The organism is Streptomyces lincolnensis, from assembly GCF_001685355.1.
Classification (GTDB): domain Bacteria; phylum Actinomycetota; class Actinomycetes; order Streptomycetales; family Streptomycetaceae; genus Streptomyces; species Streptomyces lincolnensis.
The window spans coordinates 6789392-6805177 of sequence record NZ_CP016438.1 but is presented as its reverse complement, the minus strand read 5'-3'; the positions used below and the strand labels follow the sequence as shown (position 1 = coordinate 6805177).

Genomic DNA, 15786 nt, shown 5'->3' with positions numbered 1-15786 from the left:
TAGGCTAGTCGAATTGCGAAATTGGAGTGATCGGTGTGGAGTTGGCTACTCCAAGTTGGGCCACGGGCCAAGGGAGGGAGCAAGCTAGTGGCTGGGGCATCCCGCGCGAAGCAACCACAACCGGGTAAGGGTGAGTCGAAGTTGACGATCCCGAGTCAGGGTACCGATGAACCAATGTCCAGTTCAGACTTATTGGACATGACGAAATGGCACATCGACAGGTACGACCGGCTACGTTCGTCCACATCCGTTCGAGCATCGGTATTACTCAGCGCCAACGCTGTCCTAGCGACCGGTTCGCTAATCCTCGTGAACTACCACCTACAAACCACGAGGGCGCCCCGCACGCTGTGGATTGAGTCCTTATTCGGCACCCTTGCGGTGTTGACACTGTCACTCATCCTGCGAAGCCTCTGGGGTTCGATCAACGCCATCGCGGCACGCAAAACGACCCGAGCCCTACACGCAGCAGAGATCCCCTCCAGATTCCTATTCAACTGGGGTGACACTCTCAAGTCCGTTGATGGTCATAGTGACTTCGCCAGAAAAGTCGGCGCGCTGAGCCAAGATTCAGTCCTTGGTCACGCTGTTGCGGAACTCTGGACAGACATCCTTCAACACTCACAGAGACACCGACACCTCAGATCGGCGATCAACACGTTTCGATACTGCGTCATGAGCCTGCTGGGCTTGGCCGCGTTCACGTTCGCAGCAGCGCTGAAATAACGAAGCGCGCCCTGCACCTGTGCCCGACTGCCCGGTTAGGTTACAACCTGCACAAATACCCGAGACAGCGATGCTCGCCAGCACCCAACCTCCCGGCCTGAGGACAGGGCTGTAACACCCAGGGGTGTTACAGCGCCCGCCGCATCGCTCCGGGTTCATCAGCGGGCGTCTCCCTGGCTGCTTGCGGGAGCGTGCGAGAGAGCCCTGGCAGATCCGAAAATACCTGGGCCGATCCTAGATCAAATGGCAGAATAACGCGTATGCCTGATGTACCCCGTCCTATACCTGAAGAGAGCTTGCTCTACTTCCATCTGGGAAGAATGGTGCGGTGTGCCGCTGACCTCGAACTTCGACTCCAGCTAGTCGCGAACCAGCTCTCCGAAAGCCCATATTCGCACATATGGATGAACGGGCTGAGTGCGTCAGCAGCAACGAAGACGATCAAGGACCTCGCCAAGGCCAACGCCTCGATCGACGAAACAAGCCGCGGAAAGCTGGAAGGGCTCCTCAAGCAGTGTGACTCCCTCTTCCAGCGCCGTCATGCTTACGTCCATGGCGCATGGTCCGTAGATGTCAGCGGACCGAACCCCGCACCACAGGTCATGCGGTTCACCCGAGGCCAGCAGACGCCGCGCTTCGATGACGTATCGACCGAGGATCTCGTTGATCTCACTCAGCAGCTCATCACGGTGACGGATGAGGTGATGCAGTGGTTCGTCCAGCGTCTTAACGCAGGACCGAAGACCGCGCGATCCATCATCGAACCGTAGTGGCAGCTCAGGGCTGTGTGTGAGGGGCGTGTGAGGAGCCGGAACCAAGCCGGTCGCCATAGCTTCTTCGCAGGCCAGCGCTATCATCGAGCACGTCATGAGCACGCTCTCCGGAGCCGTGTGCGCAGGTTCGAATCCTGCCGGGGGCACTTCGCCTCAGCCTGCATGATGATGCGGTTGATCAGCGCAGGTGCCAAGTATGAAGAGCGGGAACCAGTCTCACTGGGTCCCGCTCTTTGTCGTTGATGGGCGCTGATCTCGCGTGAGGGAACACGACCACGCTCAGCTGGGCCTCACGCCCCTGGGGTGCGGCACCATGACGCCATGGCTCTAGGGGATAGGCGCGCTCTCCGCTGCCGGACAGCGACGGCATTCCCGACACTGGCGGGTTCACTCCGGCTCGCGCACGCCGACCACCAGTCCGAATGACCCGCCGTCCACGAGGCACCGTGAGCGATCCGCATCCGGGACTCACACCTGGAGGATTGCAGGTAGGATAGGTGGCATGAGTGAGCCTACCGGCAAGTACTCGATCACCATGCCGCGCGATATCGCCGAAGCAGCCAAGGCCCGCAGTGGCCCCTCCGGACTGTCCGCTTACGTCGCCGCAGCCGTCGCCCGCCAGATCGAGCGGGACAACCTCAACGAACTCATCTCGGTGGCAGAGGCCGAACACGGCCCCGTCAGCGACGAAGAGATCCAAGGTCTGCGCGACCAACTCCACCAAGCCCGAGAGCAGCAGACCCAAGGCGGGGCGAACGCCGCGTGACCCCCTCCCCCGCCACCCCCGGCGGCACCCTGGTCCTCGACAGCGAAGGGCTGGCCAAGGCAGTCCTGCGCGACCGCACGGTCACCGGCTGGCTCGCCCTCGCCCGCGCCGACGACCTACGGGTGATCACTTCCGCAGCCACCCTCGTGGAAGTGATCCACCCACGGATCAATCGCCCAGCCCTGGAATGGACCCTGTCCCGCCTCGTCATCGAACCGGTCACCGAGTCCATCGCCCGTCACGCCGCCGCCCTCCTCGCCGACGCCGGCCTGCACGGCCACAAGTACGCCATCGACGCCATGCTCAGCGCCACAGCGTTGGCCGCCCCCGGACCCGTCACCATCCTCACCTCTGACCCCGAGGACCTCGCCACGCTCTGCCGCGGGCGCGTCACCGTCATCAAGATCTGAGGGCCCATCGCCCGCCTGATCAATCACGATGCCCACATCTACAGACAGCCGGGCCGGCTTTGAGTCATCGGCCCCCGGAAGCCGGAAACTCGGCATGGGCGCACGCCCCCAGCTAGCATCGGACTGAAGTTCGTCACAAGACGACCAAACAGCGTATTTCACTTTCGCGGGACATGCGCGGGACGGCGGGCTTGACGGTCCGCCAGATAGGGCGCTGGCCTGCTAAAACCTCTGGGAACTGTCCGTCCTCCGGAGCCGTGTGCGCGGTTCGAATCCTGCCGGGGGCACCCGGGACCATGCGGCATCGCGGAATCCTCACCCGACATCCGGCAAGGTCTCCGGGGCCTGGGGTGGCTCCGGATCGGTCTGGCGCTCCGCTCGGCGCTGGTTCTCGCTCCGCAGGCTCGTCAACCACGGCCAGAGGTCGGGCAGCGGTTGCGCTGAGCAGGCGAGTCGGTGCTCGATGCGGCAACGCTGAAACGGATCCGGCGGGCATACGCCGTAGACCGCCACCCGCCCGTCAGACAGCACGATCCACCGATGCTCCGCCGGTACGGTGTGGGCCAACGGCTCCATGTCCGGCTCAAGGAGTACCCAGTCGTACTCCAGCGTGGCCACGCGATCGGCCGACAGGCCGCAGTACGGGCAGCGTGACCGCCCACCCTCCAACCTGCGCGGTCCTTCTTCTGAAGCCCCCATACCGCGAGGGTCGACAGACCAGGCCGCCGTGCGAAGGGGTGAATCAGACGGAACGCATGAGGCATGCACCCAGTGGTGAAACCATCCGCACCACGGAAAGTGCGCCCTGCAACTGTCGACCGTCGGCGCACGGCCGAGACACCACGGGAACCCCCGGAGCAGTTGGGCTGAGGGCTGAGGGCTGAGGGCTGAGGAGATGGTCGAGGCCATGCCCAGCTCGTTGGTGCCCCGGCCCCCGGCCCTCGGGCGGGAAGCTCAAGTGTTGCTCTGAAGTGGGCGGGAGAGGGTTGCTCGCTCGCCTGTGGGGTGACACTGCCGGCAAGTGGGATGTCCGAAGGGGGGCCGGTATGGGGATGGTGTTGCGGCGGTCTGCGGCCGTGGGCGAGGAGGCCCGGGCTCTGGATTTGTACGACTTCGCTTTCCTGGCGGGGGGAGCTCAGCGGGTGGCGGAGAGTGCGGTGATTGGGCTGTCCGAGCGCGGGCTGGTCGTGGTCCGGGTCTCGCGTGTGCGTGCGGTGGGTGGGGAGCAGCCGCAGCATCCGGTCGAGCGTGCTGTGATTGCGGCCTGCCCGCGCGGTGGGAGTGTCGCCGCCCTCGCCGTGCATGCCGACCTGCAACGTTCCCCGGAAGTCGAGGAGATCGGGCGCAGGCTGGCCGCATGGGGCCTGTTGACGGGGTCGCGGCGGCGGATGACCCGGCTGGGCAGGCGGCGGCTCCAGGCGGCCGAACAGGAGGGGAGCCTGCCGGCGTACGTCTTCGGCGGTCCCGTCGTTCTCCCGGACGGGCCTGTGCGACGCGGTGTCGTCGGGGCGCAGCCGATTCCGTCGGGTCTCGGGCGGGCCCTGGTCCGCATGGGTAAGGCCCTGGACCGCGACTCCGACTCCGACTCCACCTGGGATTCGGGCGGCGACGCGGGCGGCGGGTTCAGCTGCGGGGGCGGGGGCGGGGGCGGCAGTGACTGAGGCCCCGCCCCGCGGACAGCTCCGCCACTCCGACCGCCCGAAGGAGTGGGCTGGAACCGGATGCCGTCCGACGGGGGTTCGGGGGCTGCGGGCCGCTGTCAGTGCTTCGCGTGGGTGGCCGTCTGTGGTGCGTCGGGGGAGGGCGGGAGGTCGCGGTCCATGCGGGCGAGGGGGGACAGGGACATCAGGGCGGGGGACAGCAGCATGGCTGCGGCTGTGGTCAGGAGGCTGGTGCGGAGGCCCCATTCCTGGGCGAGGTAGCCGCCGAGGAGGGAGCCGAGGGGGGTTGTTCCCATGCCGACGAAGGTGATGGTGGCGGCTGTGCGGCCCTGCATGGTGGCTGGGGTGACGGTCTGGCGGACGGCCATGATCGTGACGTTCACCAGTTGGCCGCCGCACCCGAAGACGAAGCCGATCGCCAGGAGTGCGGTGATGGTCGCCGCGGAGGAGCCGTGCAGGGCGGGCACGCACAGGAAGATGCCGTCGCCGACGGCCGCCGCGCACACCAGCACCTTGCCGTACCCGAAACGGCGCGGTAGGCGGGCGGCTAGCAGGGAGCCCAGGAGGGCGCCCGGGCCCGCTGCCGTGAGGGCCAGGCCGACGACGGTGGCCGAGAGGTGCAGCTCGCGTGGCAGGAAGAGAAGGTAGACGGTCATCAGGGCCGCGAAGGAGAACTGGAAGGCGGCCGAGGCCAGGCAGACCGTCCGCAGCACGGTGTCGCCGGTGACGAAGCGCAGGCCCTCGTGGATCCGGCGCCAGACCCGCGGGGAGTGTTCCGCGCGCTCCGGGATCGATTCGGCTCGGCGGATCCGTCGGATCGACAGGAACGACAGCGCGAAGAACAGGGCGCTCCAGGCGGCGGCGATCGGCGCCGAGAGCAGGGACACCAGGGTGCCGCCGAGAGCGGGGCCGCCGATCTGCGCCGCGGACCGGCTGCCCTCCAACGCGCTGTTGGCTCGCACCAGTTGGTCGCGTGGCACCAGTCGTACGACAGACGCCTGGTAGGCCACGTCGAAGAACACGGACAGGGCTCCGACGGTGAAGGCGAGGACAAGGAGGGCGGGCAGACCCAGCAGGCCGAACAGGCCCGCCACCGCCGCGGCGCCCAGGGCCAGGGCCCGGCCGAGGTCCGTGAGCACCATCGTCGTGCGGGTCCGCCATCTGTCCACCCACGCGCCGACGAAGAGCGAGAGCATCAGGATCGGCGCCTGGCCCACCGCGCGGAGCACGCCCAGCTCGCCGGGGCTGGCGTGCAGCGTCAGGACGGCGAAGAGCGGCAGAACCACCAGGCTGGCGTGTTCGCCCAGTTGGGAGGCCGTCTGCCCCGTCCAGAGTCCGCGGAAGTCGGGGTCTCGCCACAGTCCCGGCGGAGCAGGCCGAGCAGGGGTGGAAGCGGGTTCAGGGGTGGAAGCGGAGGGAGTCGAGGGAGTGGACGGCACTGGGATCCCTTGTGTTGCCGACAACGAGGCCCGCCGTCGGGCACATCACACGTGCGCCGACGGTTCAGGCGGGGGAAAGCTCGCTGTGCCGCGACATCAAGGGCAGCACGCGATGACCGGGCCGGTGACGGCCCACGACGTCAGCGCGCGCTCGGAAAACCGGGCATGTCCTCGCTCCTCATGGCTCACTCGCTCCTCATGGCCAACTCGTTGCGCCCAGACCCTAACCGTCTACCGCCCGGCACAGAAGATCACGGTGCGCGCGGTGTCGGAGATCGTCCGGAAACCAGTCCCCCGTGTCGGATCAGCAGGCAAACCGTGTGGACGGTTCCTCCTGACGGCCGGTGTTCTCGGGGACCTCCGAGGGACGCAGGCGGTGACCCCGTGGGTACGACGGTCCGGTCACCCGAGGGAGCCGAACCAGCGGACCACGGCGGCGGTGCCGGCCTGGTGGGAGCCCAGGTGGCGGGAGCCGGCGTAGGTGGGGGTGCCCAGGGCGGTGAGGGGCGCGTGGACGCCGTGGGCGCGGAAGGTGGCGTGGCAGTGCTCGCTGTTGGCCGTGACGGCCTGCTCGTCGCCGGCGGCGTAGTAGAGGCGGATCGGGACCTGTGGGGTCCAGTCGGCGCACACGCCGTCGGTCTGGCGCAGGGCCTCGGCCAGCCCGCCGGTGGGACGGGCGAGCAGGGCGCGGCCAGGCCGGGTGAGGAGGCCGTCGACGGTCGCCGGGGTGCCCGCGACGACCTCGGAGCCGGGGTGGGTGCCGTCGAGCAGGCTCTCGATCGTCCGGGCGTACGGCTTGCGGAAGACCTCGGCCGGGTCGTCGTACACGTGGTGCAGGCGGTTGAAGGCGACCAGGGTCAGGGCCGTGTAGATCACGCCGGCCTTCGGGTCCGTCTCTCCGGCCAGCAGGGAGGGCAGCGCGGCGTCGCGGAAGGCGTACGCGCCGCTGACCGGTGCCACCGCGCGGAGCCGGAAGCGGGGGTCGGCGTCGTCCTGGAGGGCGCGGGCCAGGCCCAGCGCGGCCGAGGCTCCCTGGGAGAAACCGGTGGCGAACACGTCGGGGCGCAGGTGTCGTCCGATGGCCGGGGCGAGGCTGTGGGCCGCGCGCAGCATGTCCAGGGAGGCGGTCGTCTCGGAGGGGACGTCCATCCACGGGTGCGGGCCGGGGCCCAGGCCGAGGCCGAGGTAGTCGGGGAGGACGGCGGCGAATCCGGCCGAGGCGTAGGTGAGCGCGGGGGCCTGGGACCACACCTCGTCGCTGACCGAGGCGACGTCTGCCTTGAAGAGTTCGGTGCCGTGCGTGAACGACACCGTCCGCAGGTGCCGGTCGCCGCCACGGGGTACGGCGACGAGTCCGCTCGCGGTGGTGGGGCGGCCGGACGGATCGACGGTGCGGTACACCACGCGGTAGGTGTCCACGCCGTACCGGACGGCGCCGGTGTCCCAGGCTCCGCCGTCGTCGCTCTTCAGTTCGGCCGCGATCTGCGACGCGGACAGGGTGCGCAGATGGTCGACGGAGACGAGTTGTCCCCGCGGGTGTGTGGGGTGGGTGTCCTCGGCCGCCGCGGTGGCGGTTTTCCCGGAGACCCGGTCCTCGGAGCCCCGGTCGTGGGCGACTGCGGTCGTGATGCCGCCCGCCACCAGGGCCACCGAGATCGAGGAGACCAACAGGAGTTCGCGTAAAGGCTTCAGAGGCTTCATGACATGACCGTAGGGACGGTCGGTCCAGGCCACCATCCGGCCATCCCGCCGACCGTGGAGGGGGTTTCCCCCAGGGGCTCTACGAGCCGGAGGCCTCCGAGTCCGCCAGCAGCTCCAGGGCCCGCCGCTTGAGTTCGTCGCTCGCCTCCGCCGCGTTGCCGGAGTCGAAGGGCGGGTGGGGGTCGTACTCCACGCCGAGCTGGATCGCCCGGGCGGTGTCCTCGTCGGTGAGGAGGGAGGCCAGGTAGAGGGACATGTCCACGCCCGCGGAGACTCCGGCCGAGGTGACGAACTTCCCGGACCGCACATAGCGCTCCGGCACGTACGTCACGTCGAAGTGGTCCTGGAGGTAGGAGGCGGAGGCCCAGTGCGTGGTGGCCTTGTGGCCGTCGAGCAGACCGGCCGCCGCCAGGACGAGCGCGCCCGTGCAGACGGAGGTCGTCCAGTTGCTGTGCCGGTCGATGGCGCGGATCCAGTCCAGGAGGCGCTCGTTGCCCATCGCGCCCTCGGTGCCGCGGGGACCGGCGCCCGGCACGAGCAGCACGTCGAGGCGGTCGACCTCCTTGAGGGAGCGGTCGGCGAGGAGAGCCGCGTCGCCGGTGTCCGTGCGGACCGGGCCGCGGCGTTCGGCGATCATCGTGACGGTGGCGTCGGGCAGCCGGGAGAGGACCTCGGTGGGGCCGGTCGGGTCGAGCATGCTGAAGCCGTCGTACAACAGGATGCCGATCCTCGGTCCCTTGGCGCCGCCTCGCGGGGCGGCGGCGGCCGAGGGGGCCATGGCCGTCATGGCCGTGGCGGCGAGCGCGGCTCCGGCCGCGGTACCGAGCAGGACGTTTCTGCGTGTCGTCGGATGCCTCATGGCACGGGAGTCTTCTGACTCGGCGTGTCCCGCACCGGGGGCGTGTCCGGCATCCTGCGAATCCTGTCCCCCGTCATCCCGTAGCGGTCGAGGAAGGCCTGCCGCAGGGTCTCCGGGGAGCCGAACCCGCAGCGGCGGGCGATCGAGGCGAGGGACAGGCCGCTGGTGCGCACCATGTGGACGGCGGCGTCGGTGCGGGCCGCCCGCACGGCACGGGCCGGGGTGATGCCCAAGTGAGTGGTGAACAGGCGGGTGAGGTGGCGGGGGCTGATGCCGACGCGGGCGGCCAGGGCGGCCGGGGAGAGGTCCTCGGCCAGGTGCCCGGCGATATGGCCCGTCAGGTCCAGCACCAGCCGGTCTCCTGGCGGAGGTCCGGCCAGGAACAGGGAGATCTGGGCCTGGTCGGCCGGGCGGTGCAGGTGGGTGACGAGTTCGCGGGCGACGGACCGGGCCAGGGTGGGGCCGTGGTCGTCCTCGATCAGCGTGAGCGTCAGGTCGAGCGCGCTGGTGACACCGGCGGAGGTGTAGACGTTGCCGTCGCGTATGCGCAGCGGTCCGACGTCCACGGCCACGGCGGGATGCCGTCGGGCGAGCCGTTCCCCCCAGCGCCAGTGGGTGGTCGCCCGTCTGCGGTCCAACAGCCCGGCGGCGGCCAGCACATAGGCGCCGGTGCACACGGAGGCCACCCGGCGGCTGCGTTCGGCCAGGCGCCGCACCTGGACGAGTAATCGCTCGTCCGCCGCCGCCTCCTCGCAGCCGACGCCGCCGACGACGAGCAGCGTGTCCAGGACCCCCGTCACCGCCTCCAGCTTCCGCCCCGCGCCGACCCGGATCCCCGCCGAACTCCGCGCCGCCCGGCCTCCGAGGGTGCCCAGTTCGATGACGTACGGCGGCCGCGCGCCGAGCCGGTTGGCGATGTCCAGCGCGCCGCTGGGCGAGGCGATGTCGATGATCTGCGCGTCGTCGTAGGCGACGATGAGGATGCGCCGGCTGCCGGCCGGGGGGCCCAAGCGTTCCGAGGTGTCCATGTCCCGATGGCAGCACATCCGGGCTGGTCCGGTGTCGTACCGGGCACGGATTGGTTGCGGCCCGGGCTCTTCGGCTCGACGACGCGGGCGGGGCGGCAGCATCACGTCGTATGAGCAGCGATCGGCACCTCGTGACGAGCAGAGACCGGTACGTCGACTTCCTGCGGGCCTGGGCGATCGTGCTCGTGGTGTTCGGGCACTGGCTGATCACCGCGCTGGAGCACGGGCCCGAAGGAGGGGTCTGGGCACCGGAGTTGCTCGCGGAGCTGCCCTGGACGCAGGGGCTGACCCTGCTGTTCCAGATCATGCCGCTGTTCTTCCTCGCCGGGGGCCACGCGGCGGCCGGGTCCTGGGAGCGGGCCCGGAGCGCGGGCGGTACGGCGGCCGGGTGGGTGGGGAGGCGGGCGCTGCGGCTGCTGCTGCCGGCCGGGGTGTACAGCGGGCTGGTGCTGCTCGCCGTGGGGATCTCGGCGGGTGCCGGCGTGGATCCGGACACGCTCTCGATGGTGGGCTGGGCCATGGCCATGCAGCTCTGGTTCCTGCCGGTGTACCTCCTGCTCAGCGCCCTGACTCCCGCGCTGCACACGGCACATCGGCGCTGGGGGCCGGGCGTCCCGGTGGTCATGGGCGCGGTCGCCGTGGGTGTCGACGTGGCCGTGGTCGCCGGGGGCGTGTCGTCGGTGGGAGTTCTCGACTACGTCCTGGTGTGGGGCGTGGCCTATCAGTTGGGTTTCTGCCGGAGGGACGGGCTGCTGGACGGGCCCGCCGTGCCGTGGGTGCTGGCCGTCTCCGGCGGGGCGGCCTTCGCTCTGCTGGTCGCCCTCGGCCCCTACCCCGTCAGTCTGATCCGGGTGACCGGGCAGGAGACCGGCAACACCGATCCGCCCTCGGTGGCGATGCTGGCCTGGGTGGTGGCCCAGGTGGGGGTGTGTCAGCTGGTCGCGCCGGCGGTGCGGCGGCTCCTGGACCGCGAGCGGGTCCGGCGGGTCGTACGGCCGGTCGGCGGCGCGAGTATGACGCTGTATCTGTGGCACATGCTGCCGGTGCTGGTCCTCGCCGCCGCGTTCTACCTCACCGGCCTCGCACCGCAGCCCACGCTCGGCTCCCCGGGGTGGTGGGGGCTGCGGGTGCCATGGCTGCTGCTGCTCGCGGCCGTGCTGGCGGGGGTCGTGGCGGCGCTGCGGCCGGTGGAACGCCGGCTGGGGGTGGTCTACGACCGGACGCGGCCGGAGCCCGGACTGCGCCGCGGGGCCTGGGCGGTGTGGCTCGGACTCGCGGTGAGCGCTCTGGCGCTGAGCCGGTTCGCGGTGCACGGGTTCGCGCCCGACGGACGGTTCCCGGTGCTGCCCGCGCTGGGGCTGGCGGCGGGGACGGCACTGGTGCTGCTGCCCGGGCTGCGCCGGGGCTCGCTCGACGAGCCTGCTCAACGGGCCTGGTCAACGCCCGTGTGACAAGATGCTGCGGCCAAGCCCCACCAGAAAGGGACGATTCACATGTCCAGGGTCGAGCTGACCACGAACTTCGGCCGGATCGTTCTCGAGCTCAACGACGCCGAGGCGCCGAAGACGGCCGAGAACTTCCTGTCGTACGTCCGCGCGGGACACTACGACGGAACGATCTTCCACCGTGTGATCAACAACTTCATGGTCCAGGGCGGTGGTTTCACCGCCGACATGAAGCAGAAGCCCACCCAGGCCCCGATCCAGAACGAGGCCGACAACGGGCTGAAGAACACCGAGTACACCGTGGCGATGGCGCGCACCGGCGACCCGCACTCGGCGACCGCCCAGTTCTTCATCAACGTTGCGGACAACGACTTCCTCAACCACACGTCGAAGGACATGCGCGGCTGGGGTTACGCCGTCTTCGGCCGGGTCACCGAGGGCCAGGACGTCGTCGACCGGATGAAGGCCGTCCGCACCGGCACCAAGGGCGGCCACCAGGACGTGCCCGGCGAGACGCTGGTCATCGAGTCCGCCACGGTCCTCGACTGACGGTTCCTCAACCTCAAGTCCCCAGGACCGGCAGGTTCACCGGGCGACGGGTTCACCGGACCGACGGGACGACACGGCTGACGAGACCTGCGGCTGCGGCCAGGAGCCGGCGCGGTGCGCAGGTCACGCGGTCCGTTTGCGGGCCGTGGTCTTCTTCGCGGCGGTCTTCTTGGCCGCGGTCTTCTTGCCCGTCGCCGTCTTCGCGGAACTCGACTTCGCGGTGGTCGTCTTCGCGGTGGTCGTCCTCGCGGTCGACTTCTTCCCGGCGGCCGCCGTCTTCTTCGCGGTCGACTTCTTCCCGGCCGCCACCGTCTTCTTCGCGGCCGTCTTCCTCGCCCCCGCGCCGGACGCCGTCGACTTCTTGCCGCCCGTCTGCTTGGGCGTGGCCCGGGCCGACTTCCGGGCCGGGAGGCGTCTGACCTCGGCGGGCTCCTCCGCCGCCCCGGCCTCCTCGCCCCGCGACTCCTTGGCCGCGCGCACGCTTTTCTCCAGCGCCGCCATCAGGTCGAGGACCTTGCCGCCCCGGGCCGGTTCGGGTGCCTCGGGCGGGACCTCGCCGGCGGCCTTCGCGGCGACGACCTCCTCCAGGGCCTCGCGGTACTCGTCGTGCAGGTCGTCCAGTTCGATCTCGCCGAGGGTGTCCATCAGGGCGTCCGCGAGGTCGAGTTCCTTGTCGTTGATCGTGACGCTCGTGTCGGGCGCGACCCCCTCGGGGGTACGGACCTCGTCCGGCCACAGCAGCCCGTGCAGGGCGATCGCGTCGCCGACCACGCGCAGCATGCCGAGGCGTTCCTTGCCGCGCAGCGCGAACTTGGCGACGGCGACCTTCTGGCTGCGCTTGAGGGCCTCGCGCAGCAGGGTGTACGGCTTGGCGGCCGGGGCGCCGCCCGCCGCGAGGTAGTACGCGGCGTCCATCTGGAGCGGGTCGATCCGGTCGGCCGGCACGAAGGCCACGATCTCGATCGTCCTGGCCGTCGGGAGCGGCAGATGGGCCAGGTCCTCGTCGGTGATCGGGATGATCGTGCCGTCCGCGTCCTCGTAGCCCTTGCCGATCTCCGACTGGGTGACCTCGCGGTCCTCCAGTTCGCACACCTTGCGGTAGCGGATGCGGCCGCCGTCCTCGGTGTGGATCTGGCGGAAGGAGATCGAGTGGCTCTCGGTCGCGTTCACCAGCTTGATCGGAATGCTGACCAGGCCGAACGAGATGGCGCCGTTCCATATGGATCGCACGTGCAGCACCCTTTCGATCGGTTTGCGACGACTTGTGCGCGTCTTCGACGGAATCTCTGGAATTCTCATCGTATGACGCCGATCACAGAGGTGGAGGGGCGACGGCTCGCGCTCAGCAACCTGGAGAAGGTGCTGTATCCCGCGACCGGTTTCACCAAGGGCGAGGTGCTGCACTACTACGCGACCACCGCCGAGGTCCTGCTGCCCCATCTGCGCGGGCGGTCGGTGTCCTTCCTGCGCTATCCCGACGGCCCCGACGGCCAGGTGTTCTTCACCAAGAACGTCCCGCCCGGTACACCCGACTGGGTCACCACCGCCGAGGTGCCCCGCTCGGAGGGGCCGGCCCGGATGGTGCTGGTGCAGGACCTGGCGAGCCTGATGTGGGCGGCGAACCTGGTCACCGAGTTCCACACCCACCAGTGGCTGGTGGACACGCCCGACGAGGCCGACCGGCTGGTGCTCGACCTGGACCCGGGGGCGCCGGCGACGGTCGTCGAGTGCTGCGAGGTCGCCCTGTGGCTGCGCGAGCGGCTGGCGGCGGACGGCATCGAGGCGTACCCGAAGACCGCGGGGTCGAAGGGGCTGCACCTGCTGGCGGCCGTACGGGGGGCCTCGTCCGACCAGGTTTCGGAGTACGCCAAGCAGCTGGCCGTCGAGGCGGAGCGGGCGATGCCCCGGTTGGTCGTGCACCGGATGACGCGGAACCTCAGGCCCGGAAAGGTGTTCGTGGACTGGAGCCAGAACGCCGCGCGCAAGACGACGGCCACGCCGTACACCCTGCGGGCCCGCGCCCGGCCGTTGGTGTCGGCACCGGTGACCTGGACGGAGGTCGAGGAGTGCGGAGACCCCGCCCGGCTGGACTTCCAGGCACCGGACATCGCGCCCCGCGTGCGGGACCACGGCGATCTGCTGGCCCCGTTGCTCGACCGACAGCACGCCGGCGCACTGCCGTGAGTGACGCCGGGGCCCTGACCCCGCGCCCCGCACTCCCGGCCGGCAGGGCCCCTGACCGACCCGTATCCCCCTCCCCCGGAAAGAGCCGCATGGACACACCACCCTCCTCACCCTCGTCCCGCACCCGCCGCCGCACTCTCGCGGCCGGTCTCGCCGCGCTCACCCTCGGCGCCCTGCCCTGGGCGGCGCCGAGCACCGCGGCCCAGGACCAGCCGTCGCGGACGAGTCCCGACGCGCGGGTCGTCACCGACTGGAGCCGCACGGCGGTGGACGTCGTCGCCGGTGACGCGCGGCGCCCCACGGCGGAGCCCTTCCTCTGGTACGGCTTCGTCTCGGCCGCCGTCTACAACGCGGTGGTCGGCATCGAGGGCCGCTACACGCCGTACAAGTGGCACGCGCGCGGGCCGCGCCACGCCTCCTCCGAGGCCGCGGCGGCGGCCGCCGCGCACCGGGTGCTGCTCACCTACTTCCCGGCCTCCGAGGCCCGGCTCGACAAGGCGCTCGCCGCGTCCCTGGACCGGATCCCCGACGGGACGGCCGAGGAGCGGGGTGTCCGGTTCGGGCACCGCGCCGCCGACCGGATCATCGAGCTGCGCGAGGACGACGGACGCGGCGCCGACGTGCCGTTCGCCCCGGAACCGGCCCCCGGTGTCTGGCGCCCCGCCCCGCCCGGCAACAGCGCCGCCGTGAACCCGTGGCTCGGCAGGGTGCGGCCGATGACCTTCGACTCACCGGACCGGTTCGTGCCGGGCCCGCCGCCCGCGCTGGCCTCCAAGCGGTACGCCCGGGACCTGGCCGAGGTGCGGGCGGTCGGCGGCAAGGACAGCACCGAGCGGACCCCCTGGCAGACCGAGACGGCCCGATTCTTCTCCGACCCGCTGCCCCAGCAGTTCCAGCGCGCCTACGCCGACCACGTCACCCGGCACGGGCTCGACATCGTCGACGCGGCCCGGCTGTTCGCGGCCGCCAACACCGCGGCGGCCGACGCGACGATCACCACCTGGAACGCCAAGTTCCGTTACGCCTACTGGCGTCCGCTCCACGCGATCCGTCTCGCCGACACCGACGGCAACCCCGCCACCGAGGCCGACCCCGCCTGGGAACCGCTCCTGCGCACACCCCCGTATCCCGAGTACATCGGCGGCCACTGCGCCAACGACGGCGCCGTCATGGCCGTACTCGACCGTCTCACCGGCGGCGACATCGATCTCCGGCTCACCTCGGCGGTCACCGGCACCACCCGCGCCTACACCAGCTCCGCCGACTTCAACCGCGATGTCATCGACGCCCGGGTCTGGAGCGGCATCCACTTCCGCACCGCGGACGTGGTGGGCAGCAGGGTCGGCGCGCGGATCGGCGACCGGACGATGGACCACTACTTCCGGCCGTCGGAGTGAACCGCCCCGCTCACCCGCGCCCGGAGATCACACCCGCACCCACGTGTTCCGGTCCCGGGCCATCGCGTGCAGTGCCTCCACGTCCGCCGGCTTGAGCACCCCGCCGGTCCGGGCCAGCCCCTCCACCTCCGAGTCCGTCAGCACCCGCACCGCGCGCGGCGGCGCGGTGACCGACACGTCCGTCGGTCCGACGAGCACGAGCACCGGATGGACCTCGGCCGTCAGGGCGTAGGAGGCCCGGTCGGCGTCCGCGCGCACGCGCCGCAGCAGCGGGGCCGGTTCGCGCCGCCCCAGCGTGACGATGGGATCGGCGACCGCGACCCGCTGTTTGCGGGCGTACACCGTGTGGACGGCGAACAGGCCGCCGGGGCCTATCGCCAGATGGTGGATACGGTCTCCGCCGGGCAGCGGGACCGAGTGCAGGGCGTGCCAGCCGGCGCCGTCCAGCCGGTCCAGGGCGTCGCCCACCGCCTGTTCCGCGGCCAGTGCCCGGCGGCGCGGGTCGGGGCGCAGCCGGTGCGCGGGGCCCGGGTCCCGGTCCAGGTCGACCTGGAGCGCCTCGCCGGGACGGTTGGGCGCCAGGTCGTCGTCCGGATGGAGGGAGAGCCGGGCCAGCTCCGCGGGCGTGGGCACCGGGGGCGGGCCAATGGCCACCGAGCCGGTGAGGAAGGGCCCGAGGACGTCGAGCACATCCTCTCTGCGGTCCTCGCTGAGCAGGTTGACCCGGGCAGCCTCACGGTCGTACCAGGCGATGTTCCTGCCGTCCGTGAGGCAGACGTACAGCCGTTCCTGACCGTGGCGCCAGGTCGGTACGACGCGCAGTCCGCTCATGCACCATCACCCCTCGA

At 70.5% G+C, this 15786-nt stretch carries 15 protein-coding genes; 8 read left to right on the top strand and 7 right to left on the bottom strand.

The features are described from left to right. Positions 1-1130 precede the first annotated feature (1130 nt). The 3 genes from SLINC_RS48145 (at position 1131) to SLINC_RS30450 (ending at position 2675) form a co-directional block, all read left to right on the top strand. The gene (locus SLINC_RS48145; RefSeq protein ID WP_159425372.1) at positions 1131-1496 is read left to right on the top strand and encodes a hypothetical protein; all 366 of its coding nucleotides are present in this window, start codon (positions 1131-1133) and stop codon (positions 1494-1496) included. 505 nt (positions 1497-2001) lie between these two features. Further along, positions 2002-2265: a CopG family transcriptional regulator gene (locus SLINC_RS30455; protein WP_067439589.1), complete on the top strand. Its 264-nt coding sequence runs from the start codon at positions 2002-2004 to the stop codon at positions 2263-2265. Next, positions 2262-2675, top strand: a complete 414-nt coding sequence (locus tag SLINC_RS30450) for a PIN domain-containing protein (protein WP_067439587.1) — start codon at positions 2262-2264, stop codon at positions 2673-2675. Before SLINC_RS30455 ends, SLINC_RS30450 begins: the two co-directional genes overlap by 4 nt. A gap of 315 nt (positions 2676-2990) precedes the next feature. On the opposite strand, the gene SLINC_RS30445 is transcribed toward SLINC_RS30450, so the two are convergent. Beyond that, complete coding sequence (locus SLINC_RS30445; protein ID WP_067439585.1) at positions 2991-3374, bottom strand: DUF6083 domain-containing protein; 384 nt, start codon at positions 3372-3374, stop codon at positions 2991-2993. Between the two features lie 347 nt (positions 3375-3721). Between SLINC_RS30445 and SLINC_RS30440 the strand changes: the two genes are divergently transcribed. Further along, positions 3722-4336 (top strand): TIGR04222 domain-containing membrane protein, encoded by a 615-nt coding sequence (locus tag SLINC_RS30440; protein WP_067439582.1) that lies wholly within the window; start codon positions 3722-3724, stop codon positions 4334-4336. Between the two features lie 98 nt (positions 4337-4434). Here SLINC_RS30440 and SLINC_RS30435 read toward each other — a convergent pair whose 3' ends face one another. The 4 genes from SLINC_RS30435 to SLINC_RS30420 all read right to left on the bottom strand — a co-directional run bounded on the left by SLINC_RS30435 (position 4435) and on the right by SLINC_RS30420 (position 9318). After that, the gene (locus tag SLINC_RS30435; RefSeq protein ID WP_067445877.1) at positions 4435-5697 is read right to left on the bottom strand and encodes an MFS transporter; all 1263 of its coding nucleotides are present in this window, start codon (positions 5695-5697) and stop codon (positions 4435-4437) included. Between the two features lie 480 nt (positions 5698-6177). Further along, positions 6178-7476, bottom strand: a complete 1299-nt coding sequence (locus SLINC_RS30430; protein WP_079165186.1) for an alpha/beta hydrolase — start codon at positions 7474-7476, stop codon at positions 6178-6180. Between the two features lie 79 nt (positions 7477-7555). Beyond that, positions 7556-8335, bottom strand: a complete 780-nt coding sequence (locus SLINC_RS30425; RefSeq protein WP_067439579.1) for a DJ-1/PfpI family protein — start codon at positions 8333-8335, stop codon at positions 7556-7558. After that, positions 8332-9318 carry a GlxA family transcriptional regulator gene (locus SLINC_RS30420; protein ID WP_107406876.1) on the bottom strand — a complete coding sequence of 329 codons (987 nt, stop codon included), beginning with the start codon at positions 9316-9318 and terminating at the stop codon, positions 8332-8334. Before SLINC_RS30420 ends, SLINC_RS30425 begins: the two co-directional genes overlap by 4 nt. 155 nt (positions 9319-9473) lie before the next feature. Between SLINC_RS30420 and SLINC_RS30415 the strand changes: the two genes are divergently transcribed. Both SLINC_RS30415 and SLINC_RS30410 read left to right on the top strand, forming a co-directional pair. Continuing rightward, positions 9474-10814, top strand: a complete 1341-nt coding sequence (locus tag SLINC_RS30415) for an acyltransferase family protein (protein WP_067439574.1) — start codon at positions 9474-9476, stop codon at positions 10812-10814. Between the two features lie 42 nt (positions 10815-10856). Then, positions 10857-11357 (top strand): peptidylprolyl isomerase, encoded by a 501-nt coding sequence (locus tag SLINC_RS30410; RefSeq protein WP_067439570.1) that lies wholly within the window; start codon positions 10857-10859, stop codon positions 11355-11357. 123 nt (positions 11358-11480) lie between these two features. On the opposite strand, the gene ku is transcribed toward SLINC_RS30410, so the two are convergent. Then, positions 11481-12587 carry a non-homologous end joining protein Ku gene (ku, locus tag SLINC_RS30405; protein WP_445683982.1) on the bottom strand — a complete coding sequence of 369 codons (1107 nt, stop codon included), beginning with the start codon at positions 12585-12587 and terminating at the stop codon, positions 11481-11483. 72 nt (positions 12588-12659) lie between these two features. Here ku and ligD point away from each other — a divergent pair, with 72 nt between their 5' ends. Together ligD and SLINC_RS30395 are read left to right on the top strand one after the other, a co-directional pair. Further along, positions 12660-13541, top strand: coding sequence for a non-homologous end-joining DNA ligase (gene ligD, locus SLINC_RS30400; RefSeq protein ID WP_067439564.1), 882 nt, complete (start codon positions 12660-12662; stop codon positions 13539-13541). 89 nt (positions 13542-13630) lie between these two features. Beyond that, on the top strand, positions 13631-14938 hold the full coding sequence (locus SLINC_RS30395; protein ID WP_067439561.1) for a vanadium-dependent haloperoxidase: 1308 nt from the start codon (positions 13631-13633) through the stop codon (positions 14936-14938). Positions 14939-14965: 27 nt separating this feature from the next. Here the strand turns inward: SLINC_RS30395 and SLINC_RS30390 are convergent, their stop codons facing one another. Next, positions 14966-15769, bottom strand: a complete 804-nt coding sequence (locus SLINC_RS30390) for a nuclease-related domain-containing protein (protein ID WP_067439558.1) — start codon at positions 15767-15769, stop codon at positions 14966-14968. Positions 15770-15786 lie beyond the last annotated feature (17 nt).

Bases quoted from the DNA above. Each gene is read 5' to 3' on its own strand.
- SLINC_RS30425 (WP_067439579.1), bottom strand. From the start codon at position 8,335: ATGAGGCATCCGACGACACGCAGAAACGTCCTGCTCGGTACCGCGGCC.
- SLINC_RS30455 (WP_067439589.1), top strand. From the start codon at position 2,002: ATGAGTGAGCCTACCGGCAAGTACTCGATCACCATGCCGCGCGATATC.
- ligD (WP_067439564.1), top strand. From the start codon at position 12,660: ATGACGCCGATCACAGAGGTGGAGGGGCGACGGCTCGCGCTCAGCAAC.
- SLINC_RS48145 (WP_159425372.1), top strand. From the start codon at position 1,131: ATGAACGGGCTGAGTGCGTCAGCAGCAACGAAGACGATCAAGGACCTC.
- SLINC_RS30390 (WP_067439558.1), bottom strand. From the start codon at position 15,769: ATGAGCGGACTGCGCGTCGTACCGACCTGGCGCCACGGTCAGGAACGG.
- SLINC_RS30445 (WP_067439585.1), bottom strand. From the start codon at position 3,374: ATGGGGGCTTCAGAAGAAGGACCGCGCAGGTTGGAGGGTGGGCGGTCA.
- SLINC_RS30415 (WP_067439574.1), top strand. From the start codon at position 9,474: ATGAGCAGCGATCGGCACCTCGTGACGAGCAGAGACCGGTACGTCGAC.
- SLINC_RS30430 (WP_079165186.1), bottom strand. From the start codon at position 7,476: ATGAAGCCTCTGAAGCCTTTACGCGAACTCCTGTTGGTCTCCTCGATC.
- SLINC_RS30440 (WP_067439582.1), top strand. From the start codon at position 3,722: ATGGGGATGGTGTTGCGGCGGTCTGCGGCCGTGGGCGAGGAGGCCCGG.
- SLINC_RS30410 (WP_067439570.1), top strand. From the start codon at position 10,857: ATGTCCAGGGTCGAGCTGACCACGAACTTCGGCCGGATCGTTCTCGAG.
- SLINC_RS30395 (WP_067439561.1), top strand. From the start codon at position 13,631: ATGGACACACCACCCTCCTCACCCTCGTCCCGCACCCGCCGCCGCACT.